The following is a 12,227-nucleotide window of genomic DNA, read 5'->3' as shown; positions in this document are numbered from 1 at the left end:
TCCGAGTTGTTCCATCGAGAGGACGGCACCGACATGACCACCACGACCACCACCACCGTCACCCTGGCCGACCTCACCCGGATGCTCCGCGAGAGCGCCGGCGAGGAGGAGGGCATCGACCTGGACGGTGACGTCATCGACACCCCGTTCATGGAGCTCGGGTACGACTCCCTGGCGCTGCTCCAGGTCATCGGCCAGATACAGCGCGAGTACGGCATCAGCATCCCGGACGACGCCGTGGTCGACGCCGAGACGCCCGGCGCGCTGCTCGCCCTCATCAACGAGGGGCAGGCCGCCGCCTGAGCGCCCCGCCCCGCCACCGGAACGCGGCCGCCCCGCCCCAGTCCCCCGCCGGGCGGGGCGGCCGCCCCCGTCTCCCCAGGGCCTCCCGTCCGCATCACCCGGGCTCGCGGGCCCCGGCGCCGCAGCCCCACCGCCCCAGCGGCGGGGAAGGCGCCTCCACCACCGGGGCCGCGCTCCCCGATCCGGACTCCGGGATCCGGGATCCGGGCTCCGGGACCCCGGCTCCGTGATCCGGGGTCCGGGATCCGGGATCCGGGATCCGGCCTGATCCGAACGCAAGGCCCCAGCCCGCACCAGCGGTCGGCGGACCGCGCCGACGAGGAGGGAACCATGTCGCTCACCGAGCACAGCGCGGTGATCCGGAGGCTGGTCGTCAGCCCCGGCGCCGCCACGCAGCACCGGCCACCGGCCGCGGCGACGCCCGCCGGAGTGCCGGCGACCCCCGCCGCCGTCTCGGCTGTGCTGCGCGCCTTCGGGCAGCCGCCCGCCGCCCTGCCCGCCCGCACCGTCGTCCACATCGCCTCGGCCACCCCGGACCCGGCCCTCGGGACGGAGCACGAGGGCTTCACCGTGCGCACCACAGCCTCCTCCGGCCGCGCCCTGCGCCGCGCCCACGAGGAACTGCGCGCGGGCGCCGCCGACTTCGCCCTCGTCGCCGGCTTCGACGGCCCCGGCCCCGACACCATCACCGTGTACGCGGTCAAGCGCGCCGCGGAGGCCGTCGCGGACGGCGACGGCGTCGTCGGCGTCCTGGACCTCGACGACACCGTCGACGTCGACACCGTCCCGCCCCTGCGCCCGCTGCGCCACGGACACCGCGACACCGACCCGCAGCGCCACCGGCTGCTGCTCTGGTCCGGCCGCGACGGCGCCGACGAGACGCGGGTGCGCGGCGAACTGCTGCCCCTGCTCGGCAACCTGCACAGCGAGGCCTTCGCCTCCCTGCCCACCGCCGTCCCCTGCGGCACCGTCCCCGGACCCGTGCGCGGCGCCGCCGTGTCGACCGCCTCCCTGGCGGCGGGAGCCGTCCACAAGGCGCCCGCGGTACGGGCCGACCGGCCCCGCCCCGTCGCCCTGCTCTTCCCCGGCCAGGGCTCGCAGCACCACCGCATGGCCGCCGGGCTCTACCGCCGCGAACCGGTGTTCACCGCCGCCGTCGACGCCGCCCTGTCCCACATGGGCGAGGAGGGCCCGCGCATCCGCCGGGACTGGCTGACCACCGGCCGGCCCGCCATCGGCATCGACGACGTGCGCCGCGCGCAGCCGCTGCTGTTCGCCGTGGACTACGCCCTGGGCCGCCTCGTGCTCAGCTGGGGCGTCCGCCCGGCGGCCCTGCTCGGCCACAGCGCCGGCGAACTGGTCGCGGCCGCGCTGGCCGGCGTCATGTCGCTGCGCGAGGCGGTCGGGATGGTCATGTCCCGGGTGCGGGAGGCCGTGCGGATCCCCGAGGGCGGGATGCTCGCGGTCGGGGCCGGCGAGGAGCGCCTGCGGCCCTACCTCACCGACGAGGTCGGCATCGCCGCGGTGAACACCGCCCAGCAGGTGATGCTGGCCGGGCGCGCCGGGCCGCTCGCCGAGGTGCGGGAGCGGCTGATCGGGGACGGCCTCGTCGCCGTCGCCGTCCCCGCGACCAGCCCCTTCCACTCGCCGGCGATGGCCCCCGCGTCCGACGCCGTCGAGGAGGACTACCGCCACGTTCCGCTGCGCGAGCCGTCGCTGCCGCTGTACTCCGGGTACACCGGCGCGCTGATGGGTCCCGACGAGGCCCGCAGCCCCCGCTTCTGGGCACGGCAGATCACCGACACCGTGCACTTCAGGACGGCGCTGGAGGAACTGCTCAGGACCGACGACGTCCTGCTGGTCGAGGCGGGACCGCGCCAGACGCTCACCGCGTTCGCGCGCAGGCACCGCGCGGTCCGGCTGGGCGCGAGCGCGGTGGTGCCGCTGCTGCCGGCCCGCCCGGGCACGGCCGAGGCGGACCGCCAGTCCGTCCTCACCGCGGCGGGCCGCCTGTGGACCGAAGGGCACGACGTCGACCTGGTCGCCCTGTCCCGCCTGTGGACGTGGAGCGACGAGGAGACCGCCGCCCCCGCCGCGGCGGACGCCGGCGCCCCGCCCCTCGCCCCGGCCCTGCACCACTGAGGCACGGCCATGGGACGAGAGGAGACACGGCAGCCCGCCATGAAGTACGTGAACGTCGTCTACCGGTTCTTCGCCGACGCGCTCATCGCCCACGGCTGGATGTGGATCGGCTCCCCCTGGCCCCTCCTGCTGCGCACCAGCCTGAACGCCCCGCCCCCCGGTCACCCGGAGCGCCTGCGCCCCGACATCCCCCTCACCGCGACGGAGGCCCTCCTGGACCGCGAACTGACGCACTGACCCGGGTGGCTCCGGGCGGTCTCAGTCCCACCAGAAGTGCCAGGCGTGCTCGCCGACCAGCCCGTCCGCGTACGCCTCCAGCCGGTCGGGGTCCACGTTGTCCGGGCAGAAGGCGAAGTGCTCGGCGGCGATGGCCTCCGCCTCGGCGCGGGTGGCCGGCGGGGCCGCCACGGACACGGTGAGGTGGTCGAAGCCCAGCGCCACGACCCGTATGCCGAACCGGTCCTCCCAGGAGCGGAGGACCGCGCAGAGGCGGGCCACATCGTCGTCGTGGTTGAGCGGGCCGCTCCAGCCGATCGCGGCGGGTATGTCGGCGCTGCGGCGGGCGGGCGCCAGCGCGAGGTGCGGGTCCTTCAGCCAGGGCCGCCCCTCGGCGAGCGAGTCGGCGACCTCGGCGGCGCGGGCGTCCGGGGCGGCGATGAGGGCGAGCGGCGCGGCCAGGCCCGGCCACGGCTCGCCGCCCGACTCCTCGTGGGCGACGTCGTCCCAGTACTCCGCCAGCACGTCCTCGGCGTCGTGGTCCCCCGGGTACGACACCTCCCCGGGCATCAACTCCCACCCCTCGGGCCCGCCCTGACCACCCCCCAGGTCCACGAGCACCGGCAGCAGCCCCACCCGGGCGGCGGGCGCGCCCAGCGCCGCCCAGTTGCCGGGGGACACCGCCCGCCCGGCGTACCAGAGCAGCGGCTCGTGCCACGGCCCGCCCTCCGTGGCATCGAGCAGAACACCGGGCGGCAGCTGCAACCCGAGCGAACGCCCACTCGGATCGGCCACCAGCTTGGGCAGCGGGTTCGGAAGAGTCGCCATGCCGGTGACTGTAGGGCCGGCCACTGACAACGGGTCACCCAAGAGGGCGTGCGGCGGGCCGAAAGGGGTGGCCGCGCGGGGTCGGGGCCCGGCTCGGGCGGCAGGTCCTCTCATGGTCTGCGGGGCGGTCCCCGCAGACCATGAGGGCTGTGCCTCAGAGCCGCTCAGGCGTCCGGATGCCCAGGAGGGCCATGCCCTGGTGGAGGGTGCGGGCGGTGAGGTCGACCAGGAAGAGGCGGTTCTCGACGACCTCCGCCGGGTTGTCGGCGGACAGCACCTGGCACTGGTCGTAGAACGTCGTCAGCAGCGAGGCCAGGTGGTACAGGTACGCCGCCAGCTTGTGCGGCTCGTAGGAGGCCGCGACCTCCAGCACCGTCTCGCCGAACTGGTCCAGCTGGAGACCCAGCGCCCGCTCCGCCGGGGCCAGCTCCAGCTCGGGGTGGGCCGCCGGACGCGCCTCGCCGGCCTTGCGCAGGATGGACTGGATACGGGCGTAGGCGTACTGGAGGTAGACCGAGGTGTCGCCGTTGAGCGAGACCATCTGGTCCAGGTCGAACTTGTAGTCCCGCACGGCCGAGGTCGACAGGTCCGCGTACTTCACGGCGCCGATGCCGACGTAGCGGCCGTTCTCGACGATCTCGTCCTCGCTCAGGCCCACCTTCTCGGCCTTCTCGCGCACCACGGTCGTGGCCCGGTCGACCGCCTCGTCCAGCAGGTCCTGGAGCTTGACCGTCTCGCCCGCGCGGGTCTTGAACGGCTTGCCGTCCTTGCCGAGCACCGTGCCGAACGCCAGCTGGTAGGCGGTGACGTCGTCACCCAGCCAGCCCGCCCGGCGCGCCGTCTCGAAGACCATCTTGAAGTGCAGGGACTGGCGGGCGTCCACCACGTACAGCAGGGTGTCCGCCTTCAGGTCGAAGACGCGGTCGCGGATCGCGGACAGGTCGGTGGCCGCGTAACCGTAGCCGCCGTCGGACTTCTGGACGATCAGCGGGACCGGGTTGCCGTCCGGGCCCTTGATGTCGTCGAAGAAGACGCACAGGGCGCCCTCGGAGCGGACCGCGACGCCGGACTCCTCCAGCAGTCGGCAGGTCTCGGCGAGCATGTGGTTGTAGCCCGACTCGCCGACGATGTCCGGGTCCCGGACCTCCATGTCGAGCTTCTCGAAGACGGAGAAGAAGTAGATCTTCGACTCGTCGACGAACTTCTGCCACATGGCGACGGTCTTCTCGTCGCCCGCCTGGAGGTCGACCACCCGGCGCCGGGCACGGGTCTTGAACTCCTCGTCGGAGTCGAACAGCTTCCGCGCGGCCTTGTAGAGACGGTCGAGGTTCGACATCGCCTCCTCGCCGCTCACCTCGGACGCCTTGTGGTCCAGCTCGTGCGGGTGCTCGTCCAGGTACTGGATGAGCATGCCGAACTGGGTGCCCCAGTCGCCGATGTGGTGGCGGCGCACCACGTTCTCGCCGGTGAACTCCAGGAGCTTGACCAGCGCGTCGCCGATCACCGCCGAGCGCAGGTGGCCGACGTGCATCTCCTTCGCCACGTTCGGCTGGGCGTAGTCGATCACCGTCGTGCCCGGGCGGTCGGCCTGCGGCACGCCGAGCCGGCCGGCCGGGTCGGTGGCGCGCGCGGCCAGGTTCTCCACGATCGCCCGGTCGGAGACCGTGATGTTGAGGAAGCCGGGGCCGGACACCTCGATGTCCTGGATCAGGTCACCGGCCGTGACCTGCGCGACGACCTGGGTCGCCAGCTCCCTCGGGTTCGCCTTGGCCTTCTTCGCCAGCGCGAGGATCCCGTTGGCCTGGAAGTCCGCCCGGTCGCTTCGTCGCAGCAGCGGGTCCGCGTCGGCGGTCTCCGGCAGGGCGGCCGAGAGAGCGTTCGCGAGGCGCTGATGGACGGCGGACGTGAGGGACTGGACCGAGGCCATAGGAAGGGGTGCCGTTCTCCTCGTGCGGATGGATAGTCCCGCCCAGTATCCCACGCGGGGCAAAGCGAATTTTCCGGTCGGCGGGCCAACCCCCGGGCGCGCGACGCCGTCCAACGCGGTGAAAAGGCGTTTTCGTGGATACCGCCCGGCCTGGGACAATGGAGCGGTCAGCGGTGCGACCGCACCGGCTGCGCACGAAGAGCTTCAGGGAACTTCAGGGAAAGAGGACGTGCCGATCGTGGCTCAGAGCACCGAGACCACCGACTGGGTCTCCCGTTTCGCGGATGACGTCATCGAGGAATCGGAGCGTCGGGCCCCGAACAAACCGGTCGTCGTCGCGTCCGGGCTGTCGCCGTCCGGCCCCATCCACCTCGGCAACCTGCGCGAGGTCATGACCCCGCACCTCGTCGCCGACGAGATCCGCCGCCGGGGACACCAGGTGCGGCACCTGATCTCCTGGGACGACTACGACCGCTACCGCAAGGTCCCGGCCGGGATCAGCGGCGTCGACGAGTCGTGGGCCGAGCACATCGGCAAGCCGCTGACCTCCGTCCCCGCCCCCAAGGGCTCGGCGTACGCGAACTGGGCGGAGCACTTCAAGGCCGCCATGGTCGAGTCGCTGGCCGAGCTCGGCGTGGAGTTCGACGGCATCAGCCAGACCGAGCAGTACACCTCCGGCGTCTACCGCGAGCAGATCCTGCACGCGATGCGGCACCGCGGCGACATCGACGCGATCCTCGCCCAGTACCGCACCAAGAAGGCCCCGGCCAAGAAGCAGCAGCAGAAGCCCCTCGACGAGGCCGAGCTGGAGGCCGCCGAGGGCTCCGGCGCCGCCGCCGAGGACGACGGCAGCTCCGGCTCCGCCGGCTACTTCCCGTACAAGCCGTACTGCGGCAACTGCGAGAAGGACCTCACCACCGTCACCGCCTACGACGACGACTCCACCGAGCTGACGTACACCTGTACCGTGTGCGCCTTCTCGGAGACCGTGCGGCTGGAGGAGTTCAACCGCGGCAAGCTGGTCTGGAAGGTCGACTGGCCGATGCGCTGGGCCTACGAGGGCGTGATCTTCGAGCCGTCCGGCGTCGACCACTCCTCGCCCGGCTCCAGCTTCCAGGTCGGCGGCCAGATCGTCGGCATCTTCGGCGGGCAGCAGCCCATCGGCCCGATGTACGCCTTCGTCGGCATCTCCGGCATGGCCAAGATGTCCTCCTCGCGCGGCGGCGTCCCCACGCCCGCCGACGCGCTGAAGATCATGGAGCCGCAGATCCTGCGCTGGCTCTACGCCCGCCGCCGGCCCAACCAGTCCTTCAAGATCGCCTTCGACCAGGAGATCCAGCGGCTGTACGACGAGTGGGACAAGCTCGCCGCCAAGGTCGCCGAGGGCTCCGCGCTCCCCGGTGACGTGGCCGCCTGGACGCGGGCCGTGGGCACCGCCGCCGGCGAGCTGCCGAAGACAGTCCGCCCGCTGCCGTACCGCACGCTCGCCTCGGTCGCCGACATCACCGCCGGCCACCAGGACCAGGCGCTGCGGATCCTGTCCGAGCTGGACCCGGCCGACCCGCTGGGCTCGCTGGACGAGGCCCGGCCGCGGTACGACAAGGCCGAGGCGTGGATCAACACCCACGTCCCCGCCGACCAGCGCACCATCGTCCGCGACGAGCCCGACAGCGAGCTGCTGAAGTCGCTGGACGACGCCTCCCGCCAGTCGGTGCGGCTGCTGCTCGACGGGCTCGCCGACCACTGGTCGCTGGACGGCCTGACCCACCTCGTCTACGGCGTGCCCAAGGTCCAGGCCGGGTTCTCCGCCGACGCCACGCCCAAGGAGCTGCCGCCGGAGATCAAGACCGCCCAGCGGACCTTCTTCGCGCTGCTCTACCACCTGCTCGTCGGCCGCGACACCGGCCCGCGCCTGCCCACCCTGCTGCTCGCGGTGGGCCAGGACCGGGTCCGCACCCTGCTCGGGGAGTAAGCGGCCGCGGTAGTACGAGAAGGGGGCGCCCGGTGATCACCGGGCGCCCCCTTCCGTCGTCCGCGTACCGCCTACGCGATGTGGTCCTCCTCCAGCTGCGCGTTGAAGCGCTTGGTGAAGAGGTCGACCATGTGCGCGGCCTCGGGCTGCGCCAGCGCGATGCCGTACGTCGCCTCCACCGCGTCCGCGAACTGCGCGGCCGTGGGGTAGCTGCCGTCGATCGACTTGCGGAAGACCTGGTAGTAGTCCTCCTCGCCGGGCTCCGCGTCCGGCGTGCCGCCGCCCTCGCCCAGCTCACGGGTACGGCCGCCCGGCACCACCGGGATGGGGAAGCTGCCGGTCTCCTCGGGGGAGGGCTCCTGCGCCGGCGGCTCCTCCTCGTACTGGTCCCGGTACTGCTCGGCCTGCCGCTGCTCCTCGTACCAGGACGCGTACTGCTCGGCCGGGTCGTAGGTGGGGTCGTAGCCGCCGTGGTACTCGATCCGGCGCGCGGTGTTGAACCACGGGCTCTCGTCCGGCTCGGGCTCGGGTTCCGGCCCGGCGGCGGACGCCTGCGGCCGGGCCGCGTCCGGGCGGCCGGCGAGCTCGGGGCGCTGTCCGGCGGCCGGGGCCTGCTGCCGGGCGGCGGGCACGGCCGCCGCGGCCGGGGCGCCTGCGGTCACCTCCACCGGCGCCGCAGGCGGCAGCAGCGCCGGCTCGATGCCCGCCGCCGCCAGACCGGCCGAGGCGGTCTGGGCCAGCGGCACGCCGTAGCGGGCCAGCCGCAGCGGCATCAGCGACTCCACCGGGGCCTTGCGCCGCCAGGCCCGGCCGAACCGGGACCGCAGCCGCGCCTGGTAGACCAGCCGCTCCTGCTCCAGTTTGATGACCTGGTCGTAGGAGCGCAGCTCCCACAGCTTCATCCGGCGCCACAGCAGGAAGGTCGGCAGCGGGGAGAGCAGCCAGCGGGTGAGACGGACGCCCTCCATGTGCTTGTCGGCCGTGATGTCGGCTATGCGGCCGACCGCGTGCCGGGCCGCCTCCACGGCGACCACGAACAGCACCGGGATCACCGCGTGCATGCCGACGCCCAGCGGGTCCGGCCAGGCGGCGGCGCCGTTGAACGCGATCGTCGCCGCCGTCAGCACCCACGCCGTCTGGCGCAGCAGCGGGAAGGGGATCCGGATCCAGGTCAGCAGCAGGTCCAGGGCGAGCAGGACACAGATGCCCGCGTCGATGCCGACCGGGAAGACGTAGGCGAAGTTGCCGAAGCCCTTCTTCAGGGCCAGTTCGCGCACGGCCGCGTACGAACCCGCGAAGCCGATACCGGCGATGATCACGGCGCCGGTCACGACCACGCCGATGAGCACCCGGTGCATGCGAGTCAGCTGCAGTGGCGCGGCCACTCGTCACTCCCCTCCCCTTGCGTGTTGTTGCGCGCAACAGAGTGGCACATCTGTCCGGTGAACGGGTGGCCGGATCTGGATGCCCCACCGCCCGGCCGCGGGGGCGCGGCCCGGGCGGCGCGCGACGGTCAACTGTTGCCGGCGTCCTTGGTCGCGGCGTCCGACGCGGACCTGGAGGCCGACGGGGAGGCGCCGGCCGACTTGCCCGCCTTGGCGGCCGAGGCCGACGGGGAGGCGGACTTGCCGGCCGTCTTCGAGGCCGACGGCGAGGCGTCCGGCGCGCCGGACGCCGTGTCCCCGTTCGCCTTCGCCACCGAGGCCACCACTTCCTTGGCGGCCTTCTCGGCGGCCTTCACCAGGTCGTCCGCGTCGGGACTCTTGTCGCCGGCCAGACCGGCGCCGTTGTAGTCCAGCGTGAGCACCACGTTCTCGACCCGGGCCACGACCGTCTGCTGCTTGAAGGCGCCTTCCTTCTTCTTCAGGTCGTAGCGCACCAGCGTCGCCTCGTCGCCGGTCCCGGACACCCCTTGCGTCTTCACGTTCTTCGCGCCGGTCACCGCCTGGGCGTCCTGCACCTGGTCGCGGTAGTACGCCCGCGCCTGGTCCGCGCCCGAGCCGCGCGAGGCGTCGGAGTCGAAGCGCAGCAGGGACACGTTCAGCCAGCGGTACTGGGAGCCCTTCACGCCGTTGTTGTCCAGGCCGTTCCACGAGCAGCTGGTGCGCGAGGAGACATCGCTGGAGGAGCCCTTCTTGGCGGACTTCGCGCCCTTGGGCACCAGGTCGTCCACCGTCTTGCCGGCCAGGGCCTTGCACGCCTCCGGAAGCCTGGCGTACTTCGCCGCCGCCACCGTCGGCGAGGCGCTCGGGCTCGACGACGCCGAGGCGCCGGCCGACGCGCTCGCCTTCGCGCCGTCACCGGAGCCGGAGTCGGAGCCGGAGTCCGAGGAGCAGGCGGCGGCCAGGAACAGTACGGGGACGGCCGCCGCGCAGACAAGGACGCGGTTCAGGCGCTTCGCTCGCGGACTGTGCGGGGCTCGCTGGGCTGCTCGCTGCATGGTTCCTTCACTCATGACGCTGGTGGCTCGTGGTTCCTGCGGTCGGGGATCGGGTCCGAGGGGCCACGGTACGCGGTGGAACAGACGTGTGTTTCTGCTTCACCGGCTTTCCGCCGCCGCGCCAAGTGCCGTGCGGCAGACGTCAACCGCCCAGCGAGTCCGCCAGACGCGCCGCCAGATTCCGGGCCTTGTCCTGCATTTCCTTGCTGTCCGGCAGCACGCCGACGGCGGCCGGCTGCTCCTCGTACTGGATGGTCACGATCACGTTCGACGTGCGGAACGCCACAGTCACGGTGCGCTGCTTGGCCGTCGAACCGGAGCCGCTGAGCGCGTCGTCGAGGAACGCCTCGTCGCCCAGGTCGTCCAGGAGGCGGGGCTGGAGGTCGGCGGAGTCGTCGGTGGCGGTGGCGGGCGCGGAGGGGGCCGAGGACGCGGAGGAGGAAGGGGTGGGCGCCCCGGAGGAGGAACCGGCGGAGGAGGTGGCGGAGGGAGCGCCGCCCCCGGCGCCGGTGACCGGCCCCGAGCCGGACGCGGTGGTCGTGGCGGTCGTGGCGGGCGCGGGCAGGTCCGCGGCGGTCCGCTTGGTGGCGAACACCGACTCCGCCTGGCTGTCGTCGCTCACCGAGTTGTCGTAGGAGACGACCCGCTCGAAGTCGACGTAGAGGCGGTCGGTGGCGTCCGTGGCGTCCACCTTCCAGCGGCAGCCGACCTTGCGGTCGGTGTCGTAGGTGAGCGTGGCCTCGCCCTCGTAGGCCTTGTCCCGCTGGTCCAGGTCCGTGAGCTGCTTGATGCCGGGCAGCAGCGAGTCGAGGGTGTCGTGCCCGACCGCGCCGCAGGCTTCGGGCAGCGTGCGGTACTTGCCCGGCTGGGCCGCGACGGCGGTGGTCCCGGAGCCGTCGGGGTTGGAGTCGTCCGCCCGGCCGCCGTCCGACGAGCCGCCGGTGCAGCCGGCCAGCAGCAGCGCCGCGAGGAACGCGGCCGCGCCGGATACGTACGCCTTCCGCAGCACGGGCAGGCTCCTCTCGCCTCTTCCTGTCCCCGCCGGTTATTCGCTTGCCGGGCGGGGGCGTCTCCTGGAGACAATGTCTATCGCACGCACTGCCGTGGACGCCGGTCCGATGTCCTGTTTCGTCGACCCTGGCGCCGGTATTGCGATTCGTACTTTTTGCGATTTCTGTCTGTTTCACGGGGGAATGGGAACGTCATGTCGTACGTGGAGATGCCGGGCGCGAAAGTGCCGATCCGCATGTGGACCGACCCGGCGGCCGTCGAGGATGTGGCGCTGCGGCAGTTGCAGAACGTCGCGACGCTGCCCTGGATCAAGGGCCTCGCCGTCATGCCGGACGTGCACTACGGCAAGGGCGCGACGGTCGGCTCGGTCATCGCGATGCGGGGCGCGGTGTGCCCGGCGGCGGTGGGCGTCGACATCGGCTGCGGGATGTCGGCCGTGAAGACGTCACTGACCGCGAACGACCTGCCGGGCGACCTGTCCCGACTGCGCTCGAAGATCGAGCAGGCCATCCCGGTGGGCCGGGGGATGCACGACGACCCCGTCGACCCGGGCCGGTTCCACGGGCTCGCGACCTCCGGGTGGGACGGCTTCTGGGGGCGCTTCGACCAGGTGGCGGAGGCCGTGCGGTTCCGTCAGGAGCGGGCGACCAAGCAGATGGGGACGCTGGGCTCGGGAAACCACTTCGTGGAGTTGTGCACGGACGAGACCGGCGCCGTGTGGCTGATGCTCCACTCCGGCTCCCGCAACATCGGCAAGGAGCTCGCCGAGCACCACATCGGCGTCGCCCAGAAGCTGCCGCACAACCAGGGCCTGGTCGACCGCGACCTCGCCGTCTTCGTCTCCGACACCCCGCAGATGGCGGCCTACCGCAATGACCTGTTCTGGGCGCAGGAGTACGCCAAGTACAACCGCACGCTGATGATGGCGCTCCTGAAGGACGTGGTCCGCAAGGAGTTCAAGAAGGCGAAGCCGGTCTTCGAGCAGGAGATCTCCTGCCACCACAACTACGTGGCCGAGGAGCGTTACGACGGCATGGACCTGCTGGTCACTCGCAAGGGCGCGATCCGCGCGGGCTCCGGCGACTACGGGATCATCCCCGGCTCGATGGGCACGGGCTCGTACATCGTGAAGGGCCTCGGCAACGAGAAGTCCTTCAACTCAGCCTCGCACGGCGCCGGCCGCCGCATGAGCCGCAACGCCGCCAAGCGCCGCTTCTCCACGAAGGACCTGGAGGAGCAGACGCGGGGCGTGGAGTGCCGCAAGGACTCCGGCGTGGTCGACGAGATCCCGGGCGCCTACAAGCCGATCGACCAGGTCATCGACCAGCAGCGGGACCTCGTCGAGGTCGTGGCGAAGCTGAAGCAGTTCGTCTGCGTGAAGGGCTGAA

General features: G+C 72.4%; 10 protein-coding genes. 5 read left to right on the top strand and 5 right to left on the bottom strand.

Annotated features, from left to right (window positions below; genetic code table 11):
• The first annotated feature begins 33 nt into the window (after window positions 1–33).
• The 3 genes from ACH5A8_RS20435 to ACH5A8_RS20425 all read left to right on the top strand — a co-directional run bounded on the left by ACH5A8_RS20435 (window position 34) and on the right by ACH5A8_RS20425 (window position 2,682).
• Entirely contained in the window at window positions 34–303 is a 270-nt protein-coding gene (locus tag ACH5A8_RS20435; RefSeq protein WP_399003814.1) for an acyl carrier protein, read from the top strand.
• A 330-nt stretch (window positions 304–633) separates the two neighbouring features.
• On the top strand, window positions 634–2,445 hold the full coding sequence (locus ACH5A8_RS20430; RefSeq protein WP_399003812.1) for an acyltransferase domain-containing protein: 1,812 nt from the start codon (window positions 634–636) through the stop codon (window positions 2,443–2,445).
• Window positions 2,446–2,454: 9 nt separating this feature from the next.
• A complete protein-coding gene (locus tag ACH5A8_RS20425) occupies window positions 2,455–2,682 on the top strand; it encodes a DUF6059 family protein (protein ID WP_399003810.1) in 228 nt (75 codons plus the stop codon).
• A 21-nt stretch (window positions 2,683–2,703) separates the two neighbouring features.
• On the opposite strand, the gene ACH5A8_RS20420 is transcribed toward ACH5A8_RS20425, so the two are convergent.
• A complete protein-coding gene (locus tag ACH5A8_RS20420; protein WP_399003808.1) occupies window positions 2,704–3,489 on the bottom strand; it encodes a DUF4253 domain-containing protein in 786 nt (261 codons plus the stop codon).
• 154 nt (window positions 3,490–3,643) lie between these two features.
• Window positions 3,644–5,416 (bottom strand): arginine--tRNA ligase, encoded by a 1,773-nt coding sequence (gene argS / locus ACH5A8_RS20415; RefSeq protein WP_399003806.1) that lies wholly within the window; start codon window positions 5,414–5,416, stop codon window positions 3,644–3,646.
• 229 nt (window positions 5,417–5,645) lie between these two features.
• Between argS and lysS the strand changes: the two genes are divergently transcribed.
• Window positions 5,646–7,388 (top strand): lysine--tRNA ligase, encoded by a 1,743-nt coding sequence (lysS, locus tag ACH5A8_RS20410; RefSeq protein WP_399003804.1) that lies wholly within the window; start codon window positions 5,646–5,648, stop codon window positions 7,386–7,388.
• A gap of 71 nt (window positions 7,389–7,459) precedes the next feature.
• On the opposite strand, the gene ACH5A8_RS20405 is transcribed toward lysS, so the two are convergent.
• The 3 genes from ACH5A8_RS20405 to ACH5A8_RS20395 all read right to left on the bottom strand — a co-directional run bounded on the left by ACH5A8_RS20405 (window position 7,460) and on the right by ACH5A8_RS20395 (window position 10,837).
• Window positions 7,460–8,773, bottom strand: a complete 1,314-nt coding sequence (locus ACH5A8_RS20405; protein ID WP_399003802.1) for a DUF2637 domain-containing protein — start codon at window positions 8,771–8,773, stop codon at window positions 7,460–7,462.
• Window positions 8,774–8,901: 128 nt separating this feature from the next.
• Window positions 8,902–9,828: a DUF3558 domain-containing protein gene (locus ACH5A8_RS20400; RefSeq protein ID WP_399003800.1), complete on the bottom strand. Its 927-nt coding sequence runs from the start codon at window positions 9,826–9,828 to the stop codon at window positions 8,902–8,904.
• 142 nt (window positions 9,829–9,970) lie between these two features.
• A complete protein-coding gene (locus ACH5A8_RS20395; protein ID WP_399003798.1) occupies window positions 9,971–10,837 on the bottom strand; it encodes a DUF3558 domain-containing protein in 867 nt (288 codons plus the stop codon).
• Between the two features lie 195 nt (window positions 10,838–11,032).
• Here ACH5A8_RS20395 and ACH5A8_RS20390 point away from each other — a divergent pair, with 195 nt between their 5' ends.
• Complete coding sequence (locus tag ACH5A8_RS20390; protein ID WP_399003796.1) at window positions 11,033–12,226, top strand: RtcB family protein; 1,194 nt, start codon at window positions 11,033–11,035, stop codon at window positions 12,224–12,226.
• Window position 12,227 lies beyond the last annotated feature (1 nt).

Source organism: Streptomyces sp. NPDC018610 (assembly GCF_044391765.1).
In the GTDB taxonomy this organism is placed as follows: domain Bacteria; phylum Actinomycetota; class Actinomycetes; order Streptomycetales; family Streptomycetaceae; genus Streptomyces.
The sequence above is the reverse complement of the archived record's forward strand: the minus strand, read 5'-3'. Positions and strand labels throughout refer to the sequence as shown.

What these genes read in the sequence shown, in the direction of transcription:
- ACH5A8_RS20435 (WP_399003814.1), top strand. Translation starts at nt 34, where the DNA reads ATGACCACCACGACCACCACCACCGTCACCCTGGCCGACCTCACCCGG.
- ACH5A8_RS20430 (WP_399003812.1), top strand. Translation starts at nt 634, where the DNA reads ATGTCGCTCACCGAGCACAGCGCGGTGATCCGGAGGCTGGTCGTCAGC.
- ACH5A8_RS20425 (WP_399003810.1), top strand. Translation starts at nt 2,455, where the DNA reads ATGGGACGAGAGGAGACACGGCAGCCCGCCATGAAGTACGTGAACGTC.
- ACH5A8_RS20420 (WP_399003808.1), bottom strand. Translation starts at nt 3,489, where the DNA reads ATGGCGACTCTTCCGAACCCGCTGCCCAAGCTGGTGGCCGATCCGAGT.
- argS (WP_399003806.1), bottom strand. Translation starts at nt 5,416, where the DNA reads ATGGCCTCGGTCCAGTCCCTCACGTCCGCCGTCCATCAGCGCCTCGCG.
- ACH5A8_RS20400 (WP_399003800.1), bottom strand. Translation starts at nt 9,828, where the DNA reads ATGCAGCGAGCAGCCCAGCGAGCCCCGCACAGTCCGCGAGCGAAGCGC.
- ACH5A8_RS20390 (WP_399003796.1), top strand. Translation starts at nt 11,033, where the DNA reads ATGTCGTACGTGGAGATGCCGGGCGCGAAAGTGCCGATCCGCATGTGG.